Source organism: Roseovarius aquimarinus (assembly GCF_043661195.1).
In the GTDB taxonomy this organism is placed as follows: Bacteria; Pseudomonadota; Alphaproteobacteria; order Rhodobacterales; family Rhodobacteraceae; genus Roseovarius; species Roseovarius aquimarinus.
In genome coordinates this window covers 76,300-100,217 of the sequence record NZ_JBIHMM010000001.1, presented here as the reverse complement: position 1 = coordinate 100,217, position 23,918 = coordinate 76,300, and the positions used below count along the sequence as shown (strand labels likewise).

26 protein-coding genes are annotated in these 23,918 nt (G+C 67.7%); 13 read left to right on the top strand and 13 right to left on the bottom strand.

The window, feature by feature from the left end:
- Nucleotides 1-58 precede the first annotated feature (58 nt).
- The gene (locus tag ACGRVM_RS00505; protein ID WP_377169780.1) at nt 59-790 is read left to right on the top strand and encodes an SDR family NAD(P)-dependent oxidoreductase; all 732 of its coding nucleotides are present in this window, start codon (nt 59-61) and stop codon (nt 788-790) included.
- On the opposite strand, the gene ACGRVM_RS00500 is transcribed toward ACGRVM_RS00505, so the two are convergent.
- Nucleotides 787-2,523 (bottom strand): cobalamin B12-binding domain-containing protein, encoded by a 1,737-nt coding sequence (locus ACGRVM_RS00500; RefSeq protein WP_377169782.1) that lies wholly within the window; start codon nt 2,521-2,523, stop codon nt 787-789. The two genes, ACGRVM_RS00505 and ACGRVM_RS00500, sit on opposite strands and share 4 nt — an antisense overlap.
- A 118-nt stretch (nt 2,524-2,641) precedes the next feature.
- On the opposite strand from ACGRVM_RS00500, the gene ACGRVM_RS00495 reads away from it, so the two are divergent.
- On the top strand, nt 2,642-3,388 hold the full coding sequence (locus ACGRVM_RS00495) for a pyrroline-5-carboxylate reductase family protein (protein ID WP_377169784.1): 747 nt from the start codon (nt 2,642-2,644) through the stop codon (nt 3,386-3,388).
- Between the two features lie 4 nt (nt 3,389-3,392).
- Here ACGRVM_RS00495 and ACGRVM_RS00490 read toward each other — a convergent pair whose 3' ends face one another.
- Complete coding sequence (locus ACGRVM_RS00490) at nt 3,393-4,220, bottom strand: phytanoyl-CoA dioxygenase family protein (RefSeq protein ID WP_377169786.1); 828 nt, start codon at nt 4,218-4,220, stop codon at nt 3,393-3,395.
- A gap of 134 nt (nt 4,221-4,354) precedes the next feature.
- Here ACGRVM_RS00490 and ACGRVM_RS00485 point away from each other — a divergent pair, with 134 nt between their 5' ends.
- Entirely contained in the window at nt 4,355-5,020 is a 666-nt protein-coding gene (locus ACGRVM_RS00485; protein WP_377169788.1) for a GntR family transcriptional regulator, read from the top strand.
- Between the two features lie 5 nt (nt 5,021-5,025).
- Here ACGRVM_RS00485 and ACGRVM_RS00480 read toward each other — a convergent pair whose 3' ends face one another.
- From ACGRVM_RS00480 to ACGRVM_RS00465, 4 genes are all read right to left on the bottom strand, one after another.
- On the bottom strand, nt 5,026-5,427 hold the full coding sequence (locus tag ACGRVM_RS00480) for a YbaN family protein (RefSeq protein WP_377169790.1): 402 nt from the start codon (nt 5,425-5,427) through the stop codon (nt 5,026-5,028).
- A gap of 106 nt (nt 5,428-5,533) precedes the next feature.
- Complete coding sequence (locus ACGRVM_RS00475) at nt 5,534-6,325, bottom strand: gamma-glutamyl-gamma-aminobutyrate hydrolase family protein (protein ID WP_377169792.1); 792 nt, start codon at nt 6,323-6,325, stop codon at nt 5,534-5,536.
- A 74-nt stretch (nt 6,326-6,399) separates the two neighbouring features.
- The gene (locus ACGRVM_RS00470) at nt 6,400-6,579 is read right to left on the bottom strand and encodes a DUF2256 domain-containing protein (RefSeq protein WP_377169794.1); all 180 of its coding nucleotides are present in this window, start codon (nt 6,577-6,579) and stop codon (nt 6,400-6,402) included.
- Nucleotides 6,580-6,670: 91 nt separating this feature from the next.
- A complete protein-coding gene (locus ACGRVM_RS00465; protein ID WP_377169796.1) occupies nt 6,671-6,904 on the bottom strand; it encodes a hypothetical protein in 234 nt (77 codons plus the stop codon).
- 116 nt (nt 6,905-7,020) lie between these two features.
- On the opposite strand from ACGRVM_RS00465, the gene pepN reads away from it, so the two are divergent.
- Nucleotides 7,021-9,573 carry an aminopeptidase N gene (gene pepN / locus ACGRVM_RS00460; protein ID WP_377169798.1) on the top strand — a complete coding sequence of 851 codons (2,553 nt, stop codon included), beginning with the start codon at nt 7,021-7,023 and terminating at the stop codon, nt 9,571-9,573.
- Between the two features lie 6 nt (nt 9,574-9,579).
- Here pepN and ACGRVM_RS00455 read toward each other — a convergent pair whose 3' ends face one another.
- Nucleotides 9,580-10,239 carry a transglycosylase SLT domain-containing protein gene (locus ACGRVM_RS00455; protein ID WP_377169800.1) on the bottom strand — a complete coding sequence of 220 codons (660 nt, stop codon included), beginning with the start codon at nt 10,237-10,239 and terminating at the stop codon, nt 9,580-9,582.
- A gap of 204 nt (nt 10,240-10,443) precedes the next feature.
- Between ACGRVM_RS00455 and ACGRVM_RS00450 the strand changes: the two genes are divergently transcribed.
- The 4 genes from ACGRVM_RS00450 (at nt 10,444) to ACGRVM_RS00435 (ending at nt 14,355) form a co-directional block, all read left to right on the top strand.
- Nucleotides 10,444-11,706 carry a hypothetical protein gene (locus tag ACGRVM_RS00450; protein WP_377169803.1) on the top strand — a complete coding sequence of 421 codons (1,263 nt, stop codon included), beginning with the start codon at nt 10,444-10,446 and terminating at the stop codon, nt 11,704-11,706.
- Between the two features lie 96 nt (nt 11,707-11,802).
- Entirely contained in the window at nt 11,803-13,314 is a 1,512-nt protein-coding gene (gatB, locus tag ACGRVM_RS00445; protein ID WP_377169806.1) for an Asp-tRNA(Asn)/Glu-tRNA(Gln) amidotransferase subunit GatB, read from the top strand.
- Nucleotides 13,315-13,316: 2 nt separating this feature from the next.
- Complete coding sequence (locus ACGRVM_RS00440) at nt 13,317-13,826, top strand: thioesterase family protein (protein WP_377169808.1); 510 nt, start codon at nt 13,317-13,319, stop codon at nt 13,824-13,826.
- Between the two features lie 55 nt (nt 13,827-13,881).
- Nucleotides 13,882-14,355: a DUF4177 domain-containing protein gene (locus tag ACGRVM_RS00435; RefSeq protein ID WP_377169810.1), complete on the top strand. Its 474-nt coding sequence runs from the start codon at nt 13,882-13,884 to the stop codon at nt 14,353-14,355.
- A gap of 13 nt (nt 14,356-14,368) precedes the next feature.
- On the opposite strand, the gene ACGRVM_RS00430 is transcribed toward ACGRVM_RS00435, so the two are convergent.
- Nucleotides 14,369-14,752, bottom strand: coding sequence for a BolA family protein (locus tag ACGRVM_RS00430; protein WP_394624011.1), 384 nt, complete (start codon nt 14,750-14,752; stop codon nt 14,369-14,371).
- Between ACGRVM_RS00430 and ACGRVM_RS00425 the strand changes: the two genes are divergently transcribed.
- On the top strand, nt 14,703-15,332 hold the full coding sequence (locus ACGRVM_RS00425; RefSeq protein ID WP_377169814.1) for a J domain-containing protein: 630 nt from the start codon (nt 14,703-14,705) through the stop codon (nt 15,330-15,332). The two genes, ACGRVM_RS00430 and ACGRVM_RS00425, sit on opposite strands and share 50 nt — an antisense overlap.
- Before the next feature lie 118 nt (nt 15,333-15,450).
- Here ACGRVM_RS00425 and ACGRVM_RS00420 read toward each other — a convergent pair whose 3' ends face one another.
- The 5 genes from ACGRVM_RS00420 to ACGRVM_RS00400 form a co-directional block, all read right to left on the bottom strand.
- Nucleotides 15,451-15,873, bottom strand: coding sequence for an OsmC family protein (locus tag ACGRVM_RS00420; protein WP_377169817.1), 423 nt, complete (start codon nt 15,871-15,873; stop codon nt 15,451-15,453).
- Nucleotides 15,874-15,989: 116 nt separating this feature from the next.
- Nucleotides 15,990-16,463, bottom strand: a complete 474-nt coding sequence (msrB, locus tag ACGRVM_RS00415) for a peptide-methionine (R)-S-oxide reductase MsrB (RefSeq protein ID WP_377169819.1) — start codon at nt 16,461-16,463, stop codon at nt 15,990-15,992.
- Nucleotides 16,464-16,593: 130 nt separating this feature from the next.
- Nucleotides 16,594-17,148 (bottom strand): fasciclin domain-containing protein, encoded by a 555-nt coding sequence (locus ACGRVM_RS00410; protein WP_377169821.1) that lies wholly within the window; start codon nt 17,146-17,148, stop codon nt 16,594-16,596.
- Between the two features lie 118 nt (nt 17,149-17,266).
- On the bottom strand, nt 17,267-17,968 hold the full coding sequence (locus ACGRVM_RS00405) for an anti-sigma factor (protein WP_377169823.1): 702 nt from the start codon (nt 17,966-17,968) through the stop codon (nt 17,267-17,269).
- Nucleotides 17,965-18,519, bottom strand: coding sequence for a sigma-70 family RNA polymerase sigma factor (locus ACGRVM_RS00400; RefSeq protein ID WP_377169825.1), 555 nt, complete (start codon nt 18,517-18,519; stop codon nt 17,965-17,967). The genes ACGRVM_RS00405 and ACGRVM_RS00400 overlap by 4 nt, the downstream gene beginning before the upstream one ends.
- A gap of 164 nt (nt 18,520-18,683) precedes the next feature.
- On the opposite strand from ACGRVM_RS00400, the gene cobS reads away from it, so the two are divergent.
- The 4 genes from cobS to ACGRVM_RS00380 all read left to right on the top strand — a co-directional run bounded on the left by cobS (nt 18,684) and on the right by ACGRVM_RS00380 (nt 23,859).
- Nucleotides 18,684-19,670, top strand: coding sequence for a cobaltochelatase subunit CobS (cobS, locus tag ACGRVM_RS00395; protein WP_377169827.1), 987 nt, complete (start codon nt 18,684-18,686; stop codon nt 19,668-19,670).
- A gap of 73 nt (nt 19,671-19,743) precedes the next feature.
- A complete protein-coding gene (gene cobT / locus ACGRVM_RS00390; RefSeq protein ID WP_377169829.1) occupies nt 19,744-21,618 on the top strand; it encodes a cobaltochelatase subunit CobT in 1,875 nt (624 codons plus the stop codon).
- A complete protein-coding gene (locus tag ACGRVM_RS00385) occupies nt 21,618-23,432 on the top strand; it encodes an aminopeptidase P family protein (protein ID WP_377169830.1) in 1,815 nt (604 codons plus the stop codon). Before cobT ends, ACGRVM_RS00385 begins: the two co-directional genes overlap by 1 nt.
- Nucleotides 23,433-23,517: 85 nt before the next feature.
- Complete coding sequence (locus ACGRVM_RS00380; RefSeq protein WP_377169832.1) at nt 23,518-23,859, top strand: DUF427 domain-containing protein; 342 nt, start codon at nt 23,518-23,520, stop codon at nt 23,857-23,859.
- Nucleotides 23,860-23,918: the final 59 nt, after the last annotated feature.

The window sequence follows — 23,918 nt, the reverse complement described above, 5'->3', positions numbered from 1 at the left end:
CCGCCCGGGGCAGGCCTAAGGTCGCGCGGCACCCTTTCGATCCGGGAGGATCCCCCAGATGAGCACGAAAACCCTGCTTCTGACCGGCGCCAGCCGCGGCATCGGCCATGCGACGGTGAAGTCCTTTCAGGCGGCGGGCTGGCGGGTGCTGACCGTCTCGCGCACGGCCTTCGACAACCGCTGCCCCTGGCATGCGGGCGCGACCGACCATTTCCAGGGCGATCTGTCGGATGCAGAGGCCCGGGCCGATCTGGTCGCGCGGGTGCGCGAGACGCTCGGCCCCGAGGGGCTGGGCGCGATCGTCAACAACGCCGGGATCTCGCCCAAGGGCGAGGGCGGCGCGCGGCTCGGGATCGCGGGCACGGATGACGCGACATGGCAGCAGGTGATGAACGTCAATCTCTTCGGCCCCGCCGCCCTCATGCGCGACCTCATGCCCGAGCTCGAGACGGCGAAGGGCTGCGTCGTCAATGTCGGCTCCATCGTCGGCAGCCGGGTGCATCCTTTCGCGGGCGCGGCCTATGCCTGCTCGAAGGCGGCGCTTGCGGCGCTCACGCGCGAGGCGGCGGCCGAGTTCGGGCCGCGCGGCATCCGCTGCAACATGGTCACTCCGGGCGAGATCGAGACCGAGATCCTGTCGCCCGGCACCGAGGAAATCACGCGCAGCATTCCGCTGCGCCGCCTCGGCCAGTCCGAGGAGGTGGCGCGCGTCGTCCTTTTCCTCTGCTCCGAGCAATCCTCCTACATTAGCGGCGCCTCCATCGACGTGAACGGCGGCCAGCACGTCTAGGGCCTCAGCGCCGCCAGCATGTCGTCGAGCCCGGCGCAGGGATGCACGCCCGACGCCCGGATCTGCGCGGTCACGTCGATGGGCAGGCTGGAATTGCTGTCCTGCGGGATTTCGTTCAGCTTGCCGCCCATGATGACCGGGATCCGCGCGCCCCGCGCCTCCAGCTCGGCCATGAGGCGGCGCGCATAGCCCAGCCCGATCCCGTTATAGGTGCTGACCGCGATGGCGTCCGCCCCCGCCTCGAGCGCGCGGGCGACCATCACCTCGGCATCCACCGCGACGCCCGCCTCGATCACTTCGGCGCCCAGCCCGGTCAGCGCGCGCCGCACGAGATAGGCGCCATGCTCGTGCACATCCGTCGTGCCGAGCGCGACGCGCCGCGCCAGCCGTGCCCCCTCCTGCCGCGCGACCCATGCGGCGGCCATCTCGTCCAGCTCCTCGGCCCAGTCGGCGGCGACGAGCGCCACGCGCGCGCCATGCGCCATCGCCCCCTGCCCGAAGAGCGCCTCCATCCGCCGCGCGCCGAGCCGCCGGATCGCGAGCATGAGCGCAGCGGGATCATCGGTATCGACGCCGCGCTCCGCCAGACCCGCGAGCGCGGCCTCGGCGAAGGCGCGCCCGCCCGCGACGAGCCTGTCGGCCATGCTCTCGATCAGCCCGTCGTTCCGCACCGCGCCGTGCCCCGGTGCATGCGCGGCCAGCCGCGCGGCGAAAAGTTGCGCCTCCAGAATCTCGTCGATATCGGGAATGCGCTGATTTTCCGTCACGGGCACCGGGTTCACGGCATGGCCCGAGTGATGCTTGCCCAGCGCACAAAGATCGGCCAGCAAGTAACTGGCGAGGCTCGCATAATTCTGCGCAGGCACCCCCTGATAGGCGACCGTGTTGCCGAAGATCATCGTGCCGGGCGTCGCCGTCTCGCGGGCGAGCGCCGCCTGGAACGCCGCGCGCGTCAGCGGCGCCGAGAAGTGATGCCCGAAGCAAAAGGCCAAGGGCGCGCCGACCAGATCCTCGACGATATGCTTTTCGATCAGCGCCATTCCGAAGGCCGACGTCATGTCTAGAAAAAGGCCCGCGAACCCGTCGTCGAGATTGGAGTGCACGAGGATTTCGGCCTCCTGCGCGGCGATGAGGCCCAGCGCGCGCAAGGTCGCCTCGGTCGTCGCCACGTCGTCGTCCCAATAGGGCAAGCGGAAGGTGAAATACTGCCCCAGATTGCCGATGGCTGTGGCCCCCGCCGCGATGGCCGCGCGCGTGTTGTCGAGCGCGCCGGGCAGACCCAGCATGAAATCCCCGAAATGCGCGGCGGCGGGGCTGGCCCCGGTGATGCGCGCGAAATCCTCCGGCCCGGTCAGCACGATACCGGTGCCGCGCGGCAGATCCGCGCGCCGGTCCGCCGGATAGCCCATCGTCCAGTCGAGCGTGATGCCGAAACGGTCGATCCGCGCCCCCTGCTCGGCCGCGCGCGCATGCAGCGCGCCCATCGCCTCGACGGTCCGGTCGATGGAGCGAAATCCGATATGCGCATGCTGCATCATGCGCCCCTCGGCCATCGCGCGGCGCTTGTACTCGGCCTCCGACGTCACGCCCTCGGCCGCCATGAAGGCGGAGCGACCCAGCCGCCAGTCCCGCGCCATCGCGCGCCCCTCGGCCAGCAGATCACGCCCTGGCGCCAGCGCCGGATCGCCGAGCGCGATACCGCCCAGAGGATCGTCAGTGATCGGAGCGTTCATTCGCCTTCCCTTGGCATCCCGGACAGCGCCCCGTGCAGGGCGCCGGCGCTGCGGCCTTGTCATCGGGCGCCTCTGTGACACTATGGTCCAAACTGCCACAGGAACGGGGCGATGTGTAATGAAACTGGGTGTGATCGGTGTCGGCCATCTTGCTGTCTCCATGCTGGACGGGATCGTGCGGGCAGGACATGCGCCCTCGGGCATTCTGCTCTCGCCGCGCGGGCGCGGCCTTGATCTGGCGCAAGAGCGGGGCTTCGCGCTGGCGGCGGACAATGCGCAGATCGTGGCGGACTGCGATCTGGTGCTCTTGGCCGTGCGGCCGAACGATGCGCCGGATGCGGTGCGCGGCCTCGGCTGGCGCGAGGGGCAGATCCTGCTGAGCGCCTGCGCGGGCGTGCCAATCGCCGCGCTGGGCGCCGCGCCCGCGCGCATCATGCGCATCATGCCCATCACCGCATCGAAGCTGGGCGCGAGCCCCACGCTGGCCTATCCGGACCTGCCCGAAGCGCGCTCGCTGCTCGAGGCGATCGGCAGCACCATCGCGCTCGGCAGCGAGGACGCGTTCGAGGCGGCCACCGTCTCGGCGGCGATGTATGGCTGGGCGCAGGCGCTGATCCGCACGGGCGCGGACTGGACGGCGGCGCAAGGCATCGACGCCGCCGATGCGCGCCAGCTCGTCGCGCGCACCTTCACCGCCGCGGGCCGCATGATCGCCGAGGAGGACGCGCCGATGGGCGATATCCTCGGCCAGCTCTGCACGCCCGGCGGCCTCACGCGGCAAGGGCTCGACCATCTCGAGGCAGAAGGCGTGCCCGAGGCATGGGAGGGCGCCTGCGACGCCATCCTCGCCCGCCTGCGCGGCTAGGCCCTCATGCGGGCGCGGCGGCACCGTGCCCGATCTCGAAATCGTTGCCCGCGCGGTCCTTCCCGCTGACGAGATAAAGAGGCCGCGTGCCGTAGCCCTGGCTCGGATGTTTCTTGCCGATCTCGGCGCCCCATGCGTGATCGTAGAGGGAGGTCGCCGGCATCAGCCGCACGATGAAGGCGGCGCGGCGATGCTCGGTATGGTTCGCCTTCGAGCCGTGGATCATGTAGACATCGTGAAAGCTCACCTGACCCGCCTTCAGGATCAGCGGCTCGGCCTCGGCCTCGTCGAAATGCTCCGCGTCGCAGACGAGGTTGATCGTCTTGTCGTCCCCCTCCTGCCAGGAATGGCTGTAGAGCTCATGCGCCTTGTGCGAGCCGGGGATGAAGGTCATCGGCCCGTTCTCGGGCGTCACGTCGTCGAGCGGGATCCACATGGTCAGCGTTTCGAGCGGCTTGATCGGATAATAGCCGCCATCCTGGTGCCAAGGCGTCTCCTTGCCGTTCTTGGGCGGCTTGCCGAAGAGCGTGGTGCCCCAAAGGATGATGTCGTCGCCGATCAGTTGCCGCGCGGCGGCCATGAGCTTGGGATGCGTGGCGAAGTCGAGCCATTTGCGGCTGCCCTTCACCCCCATCGAGCCGCCCTCCTCCTGATGCGGGGCGAGGATGATGTCGGGCGCGATGCCGGGATTGCGCGCCAGGAGCGCCGCGTATTCCGCGCGCATCTCCTCGATCAGGCTCGCGGGCAACTCCCAATCGGGGATCACCCACCCACGCTCGTGATACTCGGCGACTTTCGCGTCGCTCAGCGCCGTCTCGGTCGTGGCCGTCATGCCGCAGCCTCCTTGTTCAAACCGGATTGACCCTGCCGACAGAATTGTCGACAGCCCTGACGGCAGGATTGACACCACGCGGCGTTCTGTCAAGCATGGCCTTCGATCCACCGCCCGGGAAAGGCCCACACGTCATGACGTCTCAGCGCGAAACCACCGTCGATCAGGCCTATGCCGCGCTGCGCGCCGAGTTGACGTCCTTCGGCCTCAAGCCGGGCGCGCGGCTCAACGAAAGCGCGCTCGCCGCCGATCTCGGGATGAGCCGCGCGCCGATCCGCGAGGCGCTCAACCGGCTCATTCCCGATGGGCTCGTGCGGTTCGAGCCGGGGCGCGGCTTTTTCTGCCGCAAGCTGAGCGCGCGCGAGATCACGGAGCTCTATCAGCTGCGCTTCGATCTCGAGGCGGGCGCGCTCGGCGCGGCGATCGATCACGCGGCGCCGGAGGATCTGGCGGCTTTCGCCGAGGGCTGGCGGCCGGATGCCGTGGACGCGGACACGCTCGTCGCCGCCGACGAGGCGTTTCACCTCGCCCTCGCCCGGCTCGGCGGAAACACGGCGCGCATCGATTTCTTGGAAAACATCAACGACCGCATCCGCTTCGTGCGCCGCATCAATCTCGAGAGCGACGCCCGGCGCGCCAGCGCGCTCGAGGAACACGCGCGCCTCGTCTCCGCCCTGCTGGCCCGCGACAGGCCCGCCGCGCTCGCCATCCTTTCGCAGCATCTCGAGCGCTCGGCGGCGGAGGTGCAGGGACAGGTGCGCGCGGCTCTCGCGCAGATCTACGAGGGCGATATCGCCTGACCGGCTCAGGCGCCCGGATTCGAGGGGCGGCTCAGCACATAGGCTGCGGCGCCCCCCATGCAGACCGCCTGCACCGCGATGAGCCACCAGCCCAGCCCCGCGATCAGCGACGCGATCAGCACGAGCGCCATCGCCCCGCAGGCCATCGCCTTGTAGCGCGGGGCGATCGCGCCATGCGCCTCCCATTCCTCGATGATCGGCCCGAAGACGCGGCTGCGCCCCAGCCATGCGCGCAGACGCGGCGAGCCGCGCGTGAAGGCGAAGGCGGCGAGGATCACGAGGGGCGTCGTCGGCAGAAGCGGCAGGATCACCCCCAGCGCGCCCAGCGCCAGCGACACGCAGCCGAGCGTGACCCAGAGCGAGCGCATCACCGCGCCCGCCTCGCCCTTTCGCTCGGGCCGCGTCATGGCGTCACCCGGTCGAAGACCCCGAAAGACTGGCCCGACTTCATCTTGGCGAAAATACTCACGGCCCGCCCTGTCGAAGCGGCGCCAACGCCCGCGCGGTGCCCGATCAGGCCGATTTCAGCGCCGCGCCGCGCAGGGAGACGGGGCCGTGTCCCGCCGCCCAATGGCGCGCCGCTTCTCCGAAGGCCGAGAACAGCGGCCGCGAGACCGGATCCTCGGCCGCCTTCCACTCGGGATGCCATTGCACCGCCAGCGCGAAACCGGGCGCGCCGTCGATGTGGATCGCCTCGGCGGTGCCGTCGGGCGCGTGGCCTTCGATCACGACGCGCGGACCCGGCGTCTTGATGCCCTGCCCGTGCAGCGTGTTCGTCATTACCTCGCGCGCGCCCATCAGCTTGTGAAAGACGCCGCCCTCGCAAAAGCTGACGACATGGCGCAGCGCGAACTGCTCCTCCAGCGTGCCGTCGGGCGGCATGCGGTGATTGTCGCGCCCGGGCAGGTCGCGGATCTCGGGATGGAGCGTGCCGCCCATCGCCACGTTCATCTCCTGAAAACCGCGGCAGAGGCCGAGGATGGGCAAGCCCGCCTCGACGCAGGCGCGCACCAGCGGCAGCGTGATCGCGTCCCGCGCGGGATCGAAGGCGCCATGCGCCTCGGTCGGCTCCTCGCCGTAATGCTCGGGATGCACATTGGGGCGCCCGCCCGTGAGAACGAAACCGTCGCAGGTCCGCATCAGCTCCTCCACGCTGACCAGTGTGGGATCGGCGGGGACGATATAGGGCATGCCGCCCGCCACCTGCGTGACCGCCTCAAGGTTCATCCGCCCCGTGCCGTGCAGCGGATAGCGATCGTCGATCACGTGATGATTTGCGATGATGCCGATGAGGGGCCGAGTCATGCGATGCCTTCTGTGCGGGTGATGGTGCCCAGTTTCGTGATGCGCACGCGAAACTTCAACCCCCGGCGCGATCCCTATCGGCCGGGGCCGCCTTTCGGCCCATTTCCGGCGGCGGGGCGCTTGTTCCGGCGGCATTTTTCGCTGCAATGGCGCACCTCGTCCCAGCTGCGCTCCCATTTCTTGCGCCACGCGAAGGGCAGACCGCAGGTCGCGCAGATCTTGGTGGGCAGATCGCCCTTCTTGCGGTGTTTCATGGGGCCTCGCCGGGTGAACATGCAAAACGGCCTGCAAGAGGCTTGCAGGCCGCGATGGTAACTCCGATGGGCGCTCGGACAAGGGCCGGGATCACTCCTCTACGATGCCCTCGGTCGTGATGCCTTCGCTTTCGCCGCCGGTGATCTCGGTGCTGATGCCGTTCTCGACACCCGCCTCGTCCTCCGGATCGTTCCCCGCGAAGCTGAGCCAGGTGACCAGAGCGAAGAGCAGAACGAGGGCGAAGACGACCACGCCGATCATCCCGCCGATGGGCGTCTTGTGCGCCGGCTTGGTCTTTTCGGTGTTGGTGTCAGGTGCAGACATTGCGCATCCTCCTTGAAAGCTGGACGCGGCGCGCACGCCGCGATGGGGCATTGAAGGCCCCTTGTTATGCCTCTAACTCTCTATGCAGCCAAAGGTTCCGACCGAAAGGACGCATGATGCGCGACGCAGCCCCCCAGACCATCCACCTCGCCGACTACACGCCGCCCAACTGGCTGGTGACGGGGGTCCATCTGACCTTTCGCCTCGATCCGACGCGCACGCGCGTGCTCAGCCGCATCGGCTTCGCGCCCAATCCCGACGCGGCAAGCCGCGCGTTCAAGCTGGACGGCGAGAACATGACGCTGATCCGCGCCAAGATCGACGGCGTCGAAGTTGCGCCCACCGTGACGGAGACCGGCCTGACCTGCGACGTGCCGGACGGCCCCTTCACCTGGGAGGCCGAGGTCGAGATCAATCCTTCGGCCAATACCGCGCTCGAAGGTCTCTACATGTCGAGCGGGATGTACTGCACGCAATGCGAGGCCGAGGGCTTTCGCAAGATCACCTATTATCCCGACCGCCCCGACGTGATGGCCGTCTTCGACGTGCGCATCGAGGGCGGCGAGCCGGTGATGCTGTCCAACGGCAATCCCGGCAAGATCGGCGACGGCTTTGCAGAATGGCACGACCCATGGCCGAAACCGGCCTATCTCTTTGCGCTGGTGGCCGGACGACTGGTCAATCATCCGGGCAAGTTCACCACCATGTCGGGCCGCGAGGTCGATCTCAACATCTGGGTGCGCCCCGGCGACGAGGGCAAATGCGCCTTCGGCATGGAGGCGCTCAAGGCCTCGATGCGCTGGGACGAGGAGGTCTACGGGCGCGAATACGATCTCGATCTTTTCAACATCGTCGCGGTCGATGATTTCAACATGGGCGCGATGGAGAACAAGGGGCTGAACATCTTCAACTCCTCCTGCGTCCTCGCCTCGCCCGAGACATCGACGGACGCCAATTTCGAGCAGATCGAGGCGATCATCGCGCATGAGTATTTCCATAACTGGACCGGCAACCGCATCACCTGCCGCGATTGGTTCCAGCTTTGCCTCAAGGAGGGGCTGACCGTCTTTCGGGACGCGCAGTTCACCTCCGATCTGCGCAGCGCGCCGGTCAAGCGCATCGAGGACGTGATCGCGCTGCGCGCCCGGCAGTTCCGTGAGGATAACGGCCCGCTCGCGCATCCTGTCCGCCCACAGAGCTTCGTCGAGATCAACAATTTCTACACCGCGACCGTCTACGAGAAGGGCGCCGAGGTGATCGGCATGCTCAAGACGCTGGTCGGCGACGCGGCATGGTCGAAGGCGCTCGCGCTCTATTTCGATCGCCATGACGGGCAGGCCTGCACCATCGAGGATTGGCTGCGCGTCTTCGAGGATGTGACGGGCCGCGATCTGGCGCAGTTCAAGCGCTGGTACGAGCATGCAGGCACGCCGCGGCTGACAGTGACGGAAAACTTCAAGGACGGCACCTACACGCTTCATTTCAAACAGGAAACGCCGCCCACGCCGGGCCAGCCCGACAAGCCGCCGCGCGTCATTCCGATACAGGTCGGCCTTCTGGCCGAGGACGGAACCGAGATCGTGCCGACGCGCCTTCTGGAGATGACCGAGGCCGAGCAGAGCTTCGAGTTCAGCGGGCTGGACGCACGCCCCATCCCGTCGATCCTGCGCGGCTTCTCGGCGCCCGTGATCCTGCGCCGCGAGACGAGCAATGCCGAGCGCGCCTTCCTTCTGGCGCATGACACCGACCCCTTCAACAAATGGGAGGCGGGCCGCGCCCTCGCCCGCGAGGGGTTGATCGCCATGATCCGGGACGGCGCGCCCGCCGATCCGGCCTATATCGCCGCCGCCGAGACGATGGCGCGCGACGAGAGCCTCGATCCGGCCTTCCGCGCGCTGGCGCTCGGGCTGCCGACGCAGGACGATCTGGCGCAGGCGCTCCATGACGCCGGCACCGTGCCCGATCCTCAGGCGATCTGGGATGCGCTCGAGGCGCTCAAGGACGCGCGCGCCGAGGCGATGGAAGGCACCGCCCGCGCGCTTTATGCGCAGCATCAGGTGACCGCCCCCTATCGGCCCGATGCCGCGCAATCGGGCGCCCGCGCACTCGCCAACGCCGCGCTGGCGATGCTGACGCGCCGCGACGGCGGCGCCGCCGCGCAGGCGCAATACGATGCGGCGGACAACATGACGCAGCAGCTCGCCGCGCTCGCCTGTCTCTTGCAGGCCGGCAAGGGCGATCTGGCGCTGGGGCGCTTCTATGACCAGTGGCAGAAGGACCGGCTTGTCGTGGACAAGTGGTTCAGCCTTCAGGTGGCCTGCGCCGAGCCGGCCGATGCGGCGGACGTGGCCGAGCGCCTGACGCGGCATCCCGACTTCACGATGAAGAACCCGAACCGGTTCCGCGCCACGCTGGGCGCTCTGGCCGGATCGCCGGCGGGCTTTCATCACGCCTCGGGCAAGGGCTATCGCCTGCTGGCCGATTGGCTGATCCGGCTCGATCCGCTCAATCCTCAGACGACCGCGCGCATGTGCTCGGCCTTCGAGACATGGCGGCGATACGATGCGGACCGTCAGGCGCTGATCGAGGCCGAGCTGCGCCGGATCGAGGCGAGCCCGGGTTTGAGCCGCGATACCGGCGAAATGGTGGGGCGCATCCTCGCGAGCTGAGCCGCGTCAGCGCGCGCGGCCCCCGGCGCCGAGCGTCTCGGGGCGCGGCACCGGGCGCGGCGAGCGGCGCAACGCGCAATATTCCTGCCCGCGCACCCAGGAGGCCATGTCCCGGCGCTTCGCATCGCTGCGCATCGGCCCCCAGTCCGCCGCGACGCCGCGCCACCGGCTGTCCTTGACGGCGATGGCGTTGTCGCGCGGCACGGTGCGCGCCATGATGCGGATCGCGCAGCTGAGGTTGTCGCCCCCATCCGTCAGCTCCCCGCCCGAGGTCGCCCGGCAGCCATAGCCGCGCGCGGTGCCGGGCAGGATCTGCAAGAGGCCGTACCATTGCCCCCCGCCCCCGACCGCCTTTGCGCGGTAAGTGCTTTCATGCTTGGCGAGCGCCGACAGGAAGCCGACCCAGAAGGCGCGCCGCTGCCCCTCGTCGCCCGCCGCATAGCCCGGACACCAGGCGGCGATGTCGCGCGGCACGGTATCGACCAATGGCTTGCCATGCTGCGCGAGCGCGGTGAGCGCGCTGCGCGTCCAGGCCGCGCCGCCGGGGCGATGATCCCAGCGCGCCTTGGGGATCTCCATGCTGCGGGCCTGCGGGCGCGTCGCGGCGGCGGCGCCCTCGCCCGCCGTGGCATGCGCCGGCCCCTCGCCGAGGGCGATGCAGCTCATCAGGCACAAGGAAGGCAGCAGGCGTTTCATGCGGCATGATTGACCAAAACCGCCGCGCGAGCAATGGCCGAGGCCACAGGGGGTCCGCGCGGGCGGTCGCTGCTGCGAAACGATCATTTTCACTCCCAACCGGCGACATGATTTGGCCCGAAAGGACGCGCATCACGGCAGCCGAGACGACGCGCAGCGAAAGGCGGACAAGACGTGACGACCCCCCCTACCGAACCGATGACGAGATTGCGCGATGCGCTGCGCGCTATGATGGACGCCCCGCTGAGGCTGCGCGGGCGCAGGGGCGCGCTCGGCAGCGCCGATCTCGACCGGCTGAGCCGCCATATCATCCTGCCGACCGTCGCCGTCACCGACGAGGAGATCGCCCGCGCCGCCTTTCAGGACCGCGGCACCAAGCTTGCCCGCCAGGAGATGTGGGACGATCTCGCCCGCCTCATCGCCGAGACCGATGCCGCCCGCGCCGGAACGCCGGGGGGCGAGTCGGCCTCGCTCCTTCTGGCGTTCGGGGCGCGCAGCGATGTGGTGGCCATGACCGAGGACGCGCTGCATGACGGCGCCATTCCCGATCTTGACGGGATCGACGCGATGGAGGCGCTGGTCGACGAGTTCGCGGGCGACTACCCCGTCGCCGCCGTGGTCGCGCTGGCGCATATCGACATGGCCTGGGCCTGGCGCGCGATCCCGGGCGCCTCTGGCCTCGACGGGGCCGCGATCCGCGCCGCGCATCACGCCGCCCGCGCCGAGGCGCTGCTCGCGCCGCATGTCGATGCGGCGGGCGATGCGCCTTCCGTGGCCGCCGCGCGCTGCGCGCTTCTGCGCGCGCAGCCGGGCCACGGCGCGCAGCATGTCGCCGACCGCTACCAGCATCTCATCGACATCGATCCGGCCAGCCCGCGCCACATGCGCGGCCTCGGCGCCGCCGTCCTCGCCGCCATGCCGGGCGACTACCGCGCGCTCGAGCTCGAGGCGCGGCGCACGGCGGCGCGCACCGGCGACATCTGGGGCGCAGGCGCCTATGCATGGGTCTATCTCGACGCGCTCGCGCTCGATCCGGGCGCGCTCTGCTTGCTCGATCCGGCCTTTTTCATCGATGGTCTGCGCGACATTCTCGCCCGGCGGCGGGATCAGCATACCGCCAATCTTCTGGCCGCCTTCTGCGCGATCACCATGCGCCCCGATACCGCCCGGCGCGCACCCGTCATACCGGCCCGCGATGCGCTCCACGCCTGCCTGCCGTGGCTCCTGCGCGATCATCTGCAAGAGCTTCACCCACTGATCTGGACGCAGGCGCTGCACCGCCCCGGCGCGGGCCCGCTGCCGCCGCGCCGCGCCCTCTTGAGCGAGGGGCGCCGCACCGCGCTTCGGGCCATCGCGGCGCAATTCGCGGACGATATCGCGCAGGGGCAATCCATCGCCTTCTCGCCCGCCGGGATGTACATGCTGCCCTCGCTTTGAGCGAGCGCTGTCTCGCCCCGGCACCCGCGCCCCCGCCCCTTGCTCAGCCGCGCCGCCTGTCCTAGAAGTCACGCGATCTGACAAAGGACGCCCGCCATGCTGGACCTGACATACGAGACCCCGAAACCGCGCGTGATCTCCGGCGCCCAGCATGACTGGGAGCTGGTCATCGGCATGGAGGTGCATGCGCAGGTCGCCTCGAACGCCAAGCTTTTCTCGGGCGCGTCCACCAAATTCGGCGCCGAGCCCAATTCCAACGTCTCCTTCGTCGATGCGGCCATGCCCGGCATGCTGCCGGTCATCAACGAATTCTGCGTCGAGCAGGCGGTGCGCACGGGCCTCGGCCTCAAGGCCAGGATCAACCTCAAGTCGGCGTTCGACCGGAAGAACTACTTCTACCCCGACCTGCCGCAGGGCTACCAGATCAGCCAGCTTTACCATCCCATCGTCGGCGAGGGCGAAATCCTCGTGGACATGGAGCCGGGCATCGCGCGGCTGGTGCGGATCGAGCGCATCCACATGGAGCAGGACGCGGGCAAGTCGATCCACGACATGGACCCGAACATGTCCTTCGTGGACCTCAACCGCACGGGCGTGTGCCTGATGGAAATCGTCAGCCGCCCCGACATTCGCGGACCCGAGGAGGCGGCGGCCTATGTGCTGAAACTGCGCCAGATCCTGCGTTACCTGGGCACCTGCGACGGCAACATGCAGAACGGCAACCTGCGCGCGGACGTGAACGTCTCGATCTGCCGTCCGGGCGCCTACGAGAAGTATCAGGAAACGCAGGATTTCTCGCATTTGGGCACCCGCTGCGAGATCAAGAACATGAACTCGATGCGCTTCATCCAGGCGGCCATCGAGGTCGAGGCGCGCCGCCAGATCGCCATCGTCGAGGCGGGCGGCGAGGTGGTGCAGGAAACGCGCCTCTACGATCCGGACAAGAACGAGACCCGCTCTATGCGCTCGAAGGAAGAGGCGCATGATTACCGCTACTTCCCCGATCCCGACCTTCTGCCGCTCGAGATCGAGCAGGGCTGGGTGGACGCCATCCGAGCGTCACTGCCCGAGCTTCCCGACGCCAAGAAGGCGCGTTTCGTGCTGGATTTCGGCCTGTCGGAATACGACGCGAGCGTTCTGACCGCCGAAGTCGCCAACGCCGCCTATTTCGAGGAGGCCGCCCGGGGCCGCGACGGCAAGCTGGTGGCCAATTGGGTCATCAACGAGCTTTTCGGCCGCCTCAAGAAGGAAGGCGCCGACATCACCGAAAGCCCCGTAAGCCCCGCGCAACTGGGCGGCATCGTCGATCTCATCGCCTCGGACGCCATCTCGGGCAAGATCGCGAAGGACCTCTTCGAGATCGTCTATACCGAGGGCGGCGATCCCGCGCAGATCGTGGAAGAGCGCGGCATGAAGCAGGTCACCGATACCGGCGCCATCGAAGAGGCCGTGGACCGCATCATCGCCGAGAATCCCGCGCAGGTCGAAAAGGCCAAGCAGAACCCCAAGCTGGCGGGCTGGTTCGTGGGCCAGACGATGAAGGCGACGGGCGGCAAAGCCAATCCCAAGGCCGTGAACGAGATCGTCAGCGCGAAGCTGGGGCTGTGAGCATGGACGATATCGCGCAGAGCATTCCCGAAGGTCCCGCCCTCTCTGACTGGATGACGGTCAAGCCCGAGTGGATCGACTTCAACGGTCATCTCAACATGGCCTATTACAACGTCCTTTTCGACGAGGGCATCGACGACATCTATCACCTGATGGGCTTCGGCGCCAATTACGCCAAGACGCGCGGCATGACGACCTTCGTGGCGGATTTCCGCGTGCGCTATTTGCGCGAGCTGCACGAGGGCGACCGCGTGCAATGCTCGGTTCAGCTTCTGGCGCATGACGAGAAGCGGTTTCACAGCTATCAGGAATTACGGCACGAGGATGGCTGGCTCGCCGCGACGGCCGAGTCGCTGGTGCTGCATATCGACATGAGCGGGCCGAAGGTGGCGCCGATGCCGCCCGATATCGCCGAGCGGATCGCCGCGCTTCAGGCCGCGCATGACAAGCTGCCCCGCCCCGAGGCCGTGGGCCTGCCGATGGGCATTCCGGGCAAGACCAAGCCGCTTTAACCCCGGGCGCGCTGGGGCTAGGATGCGGCGGACCCAGGCAGGATGCGAGGCCCCGATGGCGCAGTATGAATACAAGGTGATCCCCGCCCCGACGAAGGGCGTCAAGGCGCCGGGGCGCAAGACGCCCGAGGCGCGCTTTGCCGGAACGATCGAGAGCACGCTCAACGCCGAGGCCGCCGAAGGCTGGGAATACCTGCGCACCGATATCCTGCCCTCGGACGAGCGGCAGGGCCTCACCGGCTCGCAGACGGTCTACCGCACGCTTCTGGTGTTTCGCCGCGCGAAGGACGGCGCGCCGACCACCGCCGAGGACGTGATCCAGAGCGCGCAGGACGCCGCCGAGGATGCGCGCCCCGCGCCCGAGACGCAGCCAGCCGCAGAGACGCCGCGCCGCGAGCCTTCGGTGACCAAGATCGCGCCCTCCCACGCCGATCCGGCGCCCGCGCCGGATGCGCCCGAGACCCCGGACGCCCCGGATACGCCCGATGCGCCCGGCGCACCGGATCACGGCAAGCCCAAGCCGGAATAGGCGCGCGGCCCGCTCAGCCCTCCGCTTCGATCGCCAGAGCGTGAATTTGCCCCATCATGTCGGCGCCGATGGCCGAGTGGATCGCGCGGTGACGCGCGATGCGCGTCATCGATCCCAGCTCCGGCGCGCGGATGCGAACGCGGAAATGCGACTGGCCTTCCTCGGGGGCACCCGCATGGCCGCGATGCGCCGCGCTTTCGTCAATCACTTCAAGATATTGCGTCTTGAACTTTTGCTCGAGCGCCCTGCGAATTTCTGCCGCCCTGTTCATCTTTATCCCCTCCGCCCCCTTCAACTCGGCGCCATTTAGACTAGAGTATCGGCTTCGACTCGCAAAGAGGTGCCCGATGAGCAAATCCGATCCATTTGGTTTCGACATGTCCGTTTCATCGGCCAAGAAGAAAAACCCGCGCGGCCGTCGCGGAATGTCCGGCGCGTCCGAGACGTCGACCCGCCAGTGCGAGCACGAGGGCTGCGACAAGCCGGGGCTCTACCGCGCGCCCAAGGCGCCCGACGTTCTGGACGAATACTTCTGGTTTTGCCAAGAGCATGTGCGCGAATACAATCTCAAGTGGAACTTTTTCGACGGCACCACCGAGGCCGAGATGAATGCGCAACTGTCCAAGGACAAGGTGTGGGAGCGCACGACCAAATCCTTCACCGATCCCGAAGCGCGCGCCTGGGCGCGGCTGGGGATCGAGGATCCGCATCAGGTTCTGGGCGTGAACGCCACGCGCAACCCCGGCAAGGACAAGTCCGGTGGAGGCGGCCGCCGCCTGCCCCCGACCGAACGCCAGGCGGTCGAGATCCTCGACGCCAAGGACACCGACACCAAGGCGGATCTGCGCAAGGCCTACCGCGCGCTCATCAAGGTGCTGCACCCCGACATGAACGGGGGCGATCGCAGTCAGGAGGAGCAGCTTCAACAGGTCATGTGGGCGTGGGAGCAGCTCAAGAACAGCCGCAATTTCAAGTGAGCGGGGCGGCTCCGCGCGCCCGGCGGCCTGGCGGGTGGCACGCCCTCATCGCGATTCCCTCAAGAAAAAGGCCTGCCGAATGCGTTCGGCAGGCCTTTCTCGTTCCAAGACCCGACCGTCAGACCAGCTTCGCGTCGAGCGTGATCTCCGCCGTCAGAAGCTTGGAGATCGGGCAATTCTTCTTGGTGGCCTCGGCGACCTCCTGAAAATCCTCCTCGCTGATGCCGGGGATCTTGGCGGTCACGTCGAGATGCACCGTGGTGACGGCGAAGCCGCCATCCTTCTCGGCGAGTGTGACCTTCGCGGTGGCGTTGATCTCCTCGGCCTCGAGGTCCTTTTCTCCGAGACCGAGCGACATCGCCATGGCATAGCAGCTGGCATGCGCAGCGCCCACGAGTTCTTCGGGATTGGTGCCCGGCTCGTCCTCGAACCTCGTGTTGAACCCGTAGGGCAGGTTCTTGATCGCGCCGCTTTCGGTGCTGACCTGACCCTGTCCTGTCTTGAGATCACCGCTCCATTTGGCTGAACCTTTGCGTTCCATGGCTGTCTCCCTTCTGAAAATTCCGCGCTTCCCGCGCATGGAAAGGCCGCCCATCGCGGCCTTGGTGAGGCAGGAACGCGAGGGCGGCCGTTAAAGTTTCAGCGCCGGAGGCGACGTCAGGCGGGCACGAAGACGAGGCTGACGCCGTTGATGCAATGGCGCATGCCCGTGGGCTGCGGGCCGTCGTCGAAGATATGGCCCAGATGGCTGCCGCAGCGGCTGCAATGGCATTCGGTGCGCAGCATGAAGAACTTGCGGTCCTCCTTGGTGCCGATCGCGCCGTCCATCGCCTCGTAGAAGCTGGGCCAGCCCGTGCCGCTGTCGTATTTCGTCTCGGACGCATAGAGCGGCTGGTCGCAGCCGCGGCAGATATAGGTGCCATCGGCATAATTCTTGTCGAGCGGCGAAGTGAAGGCGCGCTCGGTGCCCTCCTCGCGCATGACCTTGTATTCAAGATCGCTCAGCATCGCGCGCCATTCGGCTTCGGTGCGCGTCACCTCGAAGTCGCCGACCGCGGCGGTCCCGATGCGGGCGAAGGCGGCGGCCGATCCCGCGGCGATCGCGGCGGTGATGAAATGACGTCTGTCCATTTTTTCTCTCCTCGAGCCTGTGCGCATCCGGCCGTAAAGCCGCGCGATTGCATGGAATGTGAAAGCAACGGGCCCGGCAAGCAAGTGCCGGGCCCGCGATCTCACCTGATCGTGTAGCGCCCGTGTGCGCTTACTTGGCCGCCGGCAGCACGACCGTGTCGACGACATGGATCACGCCGTTCGACTGATCGACATCGGCGATGGTGACGTTGATCGTCTGGCCCTGCTCGTCCTCGAGCATGATCTTGTCGCCGTCATAGGTCGCGTTCAGCTCGCAGCCGCCCAGCGTCGGGACGATATGCGCGCCGCCGTCATCGTCGATCATGCCCTTGATGGCGGTCGACATCGCATCGGCGCCGACGACATGGCAGGTCAGGATCTGGGTCAGCTGATCCTTGTTCTCGGGCTTCAGCAGCGTCTCGACGGTGCCCTCGGGCAGCTTCTCGAAGGCGGCGTTGGTCGGCGCGAAGACAGTAAAGGGGCCTTCACCCGAGAGCGTCTCGACAAGGCCCGCGGCCTTGACGGCGGCGACGAGCGTGGTGTGATCCGCTGAATTCACCGCGTTTTCGATGATGTTCTTGTCCGCGAACATGGCGGCACCGCCGACCATCGGGTTTTCGGCATTGGCGCCGGTGGCCAGAACGGCTGCGGTGGCGGTCGCGGTCAGGAATGTCTTGAAAGTCATGTCTTTCTCCTCGGGTTGTGCAGGCAGTATCGCCTGCTGACACCCCCAACCACGGGGACTGCGAGAAGATAGTTTCAAATTAATTTCGAAAGGCGCGGCGCCCTGCCTAAACGGAGCGTCAGAGGGGCGTGACGGCCCCGGTCGCCAGAACGCTGCCCGTGGGTGCACCGGTGGGCGAGCCGCCCGGCGGCTCGTCGGAGATGGCGAGAATGCCGCCCGCCATGCGTGCGCCGAGCGCGGGATCGACGGCGATCTCGCCGGCGGCATCCTCGGGCAGGAGGCCGAGCGAGACCGGCGCATCCTCGCCCGCGATCAGCCAAAGCTCCAGCACGCGGCCCTCGGGCGCGGCGCCCGCGCGCCGCTCGAGCCGCAAGGCGCCGGCATCGGTGTCGTAGGTCGCCAGAACCACGAGCCCGCCATCCTCGGCGGCGACCTCGGCGACGAAATCGGGCGCGCCGGGCATTGCCGGCCCCTGCCCCAGAAGCCCCGCATTGAGCGCGACATAGAGCGCGAGGGTCGCGGCGACGGCGCCGCCCACCAGCCAGCCGAGCCCGCGCAGACCCGCGAAGGGCCGCCGCACCGGCGCCCCGAAGAGCCGCGCCTCGATCTCGCGCCGCACCCGCGCGGGCGGCGTCTCGGGCGCTGCGGCATCCGTGAGACCGGCGAGGCTCTCGGCCCATTCGGCATAGAGCGCGCGCAGCTCGGGCTCACGCGCAAGACGCGCCTCGAACGCGGCCGCGGCCTCGCGGTCCATCAGACCGAGCGCGTATTCGCCCGCAAGGACGCGGTCGTCCTCGTCATATGGCGTGGGGCCGGTCATCGCGTCAGGCACTCCTTGAGTTTTAGAAGGCTGCGGCGCAGCCAGGTTCGCATCGTGTTGAGCGGCACGTCGAAATGCGTGGCCAGCTCGGCATAGGTCTCCCCCTCGAGATAGGCGCGGCGCACCGCCTCGGCGTGGCTGCCATCCAGCTCGGCGAGGCAGCCGTCGAGCCGCGCCGCCTCGCTGCTGGCGATGGCCTGCGCCTCGGGTCCTGGCGCGGCATCGGCCATCGCCTCGGCGGCATCGAGGCCCGGCTGCGCCTCGCGGCGCTTGCGGGCGCGGTCGATCGCGGTGTTGCGCGCGACGGTGATGAGCCATGTCATCGGGCTCAGGCCATTGGCGCGGTAGCGGTCGGCATTGCGCCAGATCTTGACGAAGGCCTCCTGCAACGCCTCCTCCGCCTCGGCCCCGTCATTCAACACACGCAGGCAGATGCCGAATAGTTTCGCGGATGTATGCGCATAAAGATCGCCGAACGCGGCGCGCTCGCCGAGAGCGGCCCGGGCGATCAAATTTTCGATCTCGTCTCGCGTCACATGCGCTCCGGGCATTGGGTCCGTGCATTGGGCCCGTCGGGCCGCGCCGCGCGGCCTTTGACATGGGTATAGGAGGCATGCGCGCCGGCGCCAGCATTTTCCGCCCTTTCCCTTGCCCTTCCCCACGATATGTTGCACCACATCGGGCAACCGGGAACGCGAGTTAAGGACTTGATTGAATGGCTGACGGCATGATCGACGCGCAAGCGAAACCGACCGAAGAAATCTCCGTGCGCGACGTGTTCGGCATCGAGTCGGACATGAAGATCAAGGGCTTCGCCGAGCGTACGGACCGCGTGCCCGACAATGACAGCACCTACAAGTTCGACCGCGACACGACGCTCGCCATCCTCGCGGGCTTCGCCCATAACCGCCGCGTGATGATCCAGGGCTATCACGGCACGGGCAAATCCACCCATATCGAACAGGTGGCGAGCCGCCTCAACTGGCCCTGCGTGCGCGTCAATCTCGACAGCCATATCAGCCGGATCGACTTGATCGGCAAGGACGCGATCAAGCTGAAGGACGGCGTTCAGGTCACTGAATTCCATGAAGGAATCCTGCCTTGGGCGCTGCGCAACCCGACCGCGATCGTCTTTGACGAATATGACGCGGGCCGCGCCGACGTGATGTTCGTGATCCAGCGCGTGCTGGAAGCGGATGGCAAGTTGACGCTTCTGGACCAGAACCAGGTCATCACGCCCAACCCCTATTTCCGCCTCTTCGCCACGGCCAACACCGTCGGCCTCGGCGACACGACCGGCCTTTATCACGGCACCCAGCAGATCAACCAGGGCCAGATGGACCGCTGGAGCCTCGTTGCGACGCTCAACTATCTCAGCCAAGATGCCGAAGCCGCGATCGTGCTGTCGAAGAACCCCAACTACAACACCGCAGAAGGCCGCAAGACGATCAGCCAGATGGTGACGGTCGCGGATCTGAGCCGCACCGCCTTCATGAACGGCGAGCTGTCGACCGTCATGTCGCCCCGCACGGTGATCGCCTGGGCGCAGAACAACTCGATCTTCCGCGACGTGGGCTATGCATTCCGCCTGACGTTCCTGAACAAGTGCGACGAGCTCGAGCGCCAGACGGTGGCCGAATTCTACCAGCGCTGCTTCGACGAGGAACTTCCCGAAAGCGCGGCGAGCGTGAGCCTCGGCTGAACCGGCCCCGCGCCGCCCTGCTGCGGCGCGCGGCATCCTGGGTGGCCCGCCCGAGACGCGTTGAGGGATCAAGATGAAGAAACCATCCGATAACCCAGCCGATCCGTTCAAGAAGGCGCTCGCCGAGGCGACCAAGGTCATGTCGGGCGACCGCGATCTGACGGTGAGCTATTCGGTCGATCCTTCGGGCATCTCGGGCGACAGCATGCGCCTGCCGCAGATCAGCCGCCGGATGAGCCGCGACGAGGTGCTGCATGCGCGCGGCACGGCCGATGCGCTGGCGCTGCGCCACAAGTATCACAGCGCCAAGACCCATGCGAAATACGTGCCCCCCGGTGCCATCGCGCGCGACATCTACGAGGCGATGGAGACGGCCCGCTGCGAGGCGGTGGGCGCGCGCACCATGCCCGGAACGGCCAGCAATATCGACAGCAAGATCGCCGCCGAGGCCGCGCGCTCAGGCTATGACCAGATCACCGATCCCGCCGACGCGCCGCTCCACAAGGCCGCCGAATACCTCATCCGCCATCTCGCCACGGGCCGCGAATTGCCCGAGGGCGCACGCAACATCATGGAGCTGCGCCGCGACTTCATCGAAGGTCAGGCGGGCGAGACGCTCGAGAACCTTCAGGAAACGCTGGCCGACCAGACCGCCTTCGCCAAATTCGCGCGCAAGGTGATCGAGGATCTGGGCTATGGCGACCAGCTCGGCGACGATCCCGATGCCGAGGATGACGAGCAGGAGGACGAGGCCCAGCAGGATCAGGACGAGGACGAGCCCGACAGCAGCGGCCAGGACGAGAGCGACACCGAAGAGGCCGATGCCGAGGCCGAGCAGAGCCAGGACGAGCAGCAGGATGCGAGCCAGGCGCAGGTCAGCATGGACGAGAGCGCCAACGAGGATGCGGGCGACGAGGCCGACATGCCCGATGGCGATGCCCCGATGGAGCCGCCCGCGCCCCAGCCCATCTCGGACGCGGACCCGAACTATGCCGTCTATACCACCGGATTCGATGAGGAAATCCACGCCGAGGATCTTGCCGAGCCGGTCGAACTCGAGCGTTTGCGCGCCTATCTCGACCAGCAGCTCGAACCGCTGAAAGGCGCGGTGAGCCGCCTTGCCAACAAGCTGCAACGCCGCCTTCAGGCGCAGCAGAGCCGAAGCTGGGAATTCGACCGCGAGGAAGGCATTCTCGACGCGGGCCGCCTTGCGCGCATCGTCGCCAGCCCGACGACGCCGCTCAGCTTCAAGGTCGAGAAGGATACCGAATTCCGCGACACGGTCGTCACGCTGCTTCTGGACAATTCCGGCTCGATGCGCGGCCGCCCGATCAGCATCGCCGCGATCTGCGCCGACGTGCTCGCCCGCACGCTCGAGCGGTGCAACGTGAAGGTCGAGATCCTCGGCTTTACCACCCGTGCGTGGAAGGGCGGGCAGAGCCGCGAGGCGTGGCTGGGCGAAGGGCGCCCGCAACTGCCGGGCCGCCTCAACGATCTGCGCCACATCATCTACAAATCCGCCGACAGCCCCATGCGGCGCACGCGCCAGAATCTCGGCCTGATGATGAAGGAAGGGCTGCTGAAGGAAAACATCGACGGCGAGGCGCTGGAATGGGCGCACCGGCGGATGATGGCCCGCCGCGAGGCGCGCAAGATCCTCATGGTGATTTCGGACGGCGCGCCGGTCGACGACTCGACCCTGTCCGTCAACCCCGCGAATTACCTCGAGAAACACCTGCGCGACGTGATCGCGATGGTCGAAAAGCGCCGCGCGGTCGAGCTTCTGGCCATCGGCATCGGCCATGACGTGACGCGCTACTATGACCGGGCGGTGACGATCACCGATGTCGATCAACTCGCGGGCGCGATGACCGAGCAACTCGCCGCGCTCTTCGACAAGGACCCGCGCGCCCGCGCCCGCGTGATGGGCATGAAAAGGGCCTCGTGATGTTCCAGTCCTTCGACAGCAAATCCAGCCCCGAACAGGGGCCGCCCCGCCTTGCCGCGCTCCGGGAGGCCTTGGCATCGAAGCGCCTCGACGGCTGGCTGGTGCCCCGCGCCGACCGCTTCCAGGGCGAATACGTGGCGCCGGGGGACGAGCGTCTGGCGTGGCTCACCGGCTTCACCGGCTCGGCGGGGTTCGCCGCGATCACGGCGGAGCGCGCGGGCGTCTTCGTCGATGGCCGCTACCGCGCGCAGCTGCGCAGCCAGACAGATACCGACGCCTTCGAGCCGATCGACTGGCCCGAGACGCGGCTGGCCGACTGGCTGAAAGGCGCGCTCCCCGAAGGCGGCGCGGTCGGCTTCGATCCCTGGCTTCATACGGTGCGCGAGATGGACGATCTCGCCCGCGCGCTCGACGGCACGGGCATACGCTGCGTGCCGCATGACAACTTGGTCGACGGCATCTGGCCGGATCGCCCCGCCCCGCCGACCGGCGCGGTCACCGAGTATCCCGATGCCCTCGCCGGCAAGAGCAGCGCCGAAAAGCGCGCCGAGCTGGCCGAAACCCTGCGCGAGGCGGGCCACCGCGCCGCGATCCTGACGCTGCCCGACAGCATCGCGTGGCTTCTCAACATCCGGGGCGCCGACATTCCGCGCAACCCCGTGCCGCACGCCTTCGCGATCCTGCATGACGACGCGCGGGTCGAGCTTTACCTCGATCCCGCCAAGCTGGGCGCCCTGCCGGACGCCTGCACCACGGACGGCGTCAGCGCGCATGACGAGGCGGGGTTCAGCGCCGCGCTCACCCTCCTGCTGTCGCCCGTGCGCCTCGATCCGGCCTCGGCCCCCGTGGCCATCGCGCGGGCGCTGAGCGATGCGGGCATCGACGCCGCGCATGGCGCCGATCCCTGCATCCTGCCCAAGGCCTGCAAGACCGACGCCGAGATCGCCGCCACCCGGCAGGCGCATCTGCGCGACGGCGCCGCCCTTTGCGAAGCGCTCGCCTGGCTCGACGCGCAGGCGCCCGGCACGATCACCGAGATCGACGTCGTGACCCGCCTCGAGGAGGCGCGCCGCGCCACCGGCAAGCTGCTCGACATCAGCTTCGACACCATCGCCGGGAGCGGCCCCAATGGGGCGCTCGCCCATTACCGCGTCTCGGAAGCGTCGAACCGCACGCTTCAGGACGGCGATCTGTTGGTGCTCGATGGCGGCGGTCAATATCTTGACGGCACGACGGACATCACCCGCACACTGGCCATCGGAACGCCGGGCGGGGACGAGCGGGCGGCCTTCACCCGCGTCCTGCAAGGCATGATCGCCATCAGCCGCCTGCGCTTTCCCAAGGGCCTCGCGGGCCGCGATATCGACGTGATCGCGCGCGCGCCCCTCTGGCTCGCCGATCAGGACTATGCGCATGGCACCGGGCACGGCGTCGGCGTGCATCTATGCGTGCATGAAGGCCCCCAGCGCATCAGCCGCGCGAGCGAGACCCCGCTCGCGCCCGGCATGATCCTCTCGAACGAGCCCGGTTATTACCGCGAAGGCCATTTCGGCATCCGCATCGAGAACCTTCTCGTCGTGGCGCCCGCCCGGCCGCTCGACGGCGCGCATGCCGCCGACAACGCGGCGGGCAAGCTCTGCTTCGAGACCATCAGTTTCGTGCCGATCGACCGGCGCCTCATCGACAAGGACATGCTGAGCGGCCCCGAGATCGCCTGGATCGACGCCTATCATGCCGCCTGCCGCGACAAGATCGCGCCCCGGCTCGAAGGCGCGGCAAAAGAATGGCTGGAGAAGGCCGCCGCACCCCTCTGACGATCTCTCTCGCGAAGGCGCTGGCATTGCCGCGTCAAAGCGGTCATGCTGCGCCAAAAGACGCAGCGACGAGAGGATGACGCCCATGACGAAGATCACAATCGAGCCTGCGACCGGCACATGGTCGGTGCGCGCCGGGGGCGCCGTGATCGGCGAGAGCGGCAATGCGCTCGAGCTGCGCGAAGGGAGCTATCCGCCCGTGATCTACTTTCCGCGCGCCGATATCGCGACCGCCTTTCTGGACCCCAGCGATCGCAGCACCACCTGCCCGCACAAGGGCACGGCCAGCTATTATTCCATCGTCACCAAGAGCCGCACGATCGAGAATGCCGCCTGGAGCTATGAAAGCCCCATCGCCGATGTCTCCGAGATCGAGGGCCACCTCGCTTTTCATACCGGCGATCTGGTGACCGTCGAGCGCGTCTGACGCGCGCTTTTTCTTCTTGCTGGAAATATCCTGGGGGAGGCCGGGAATTCTTTCGGGAA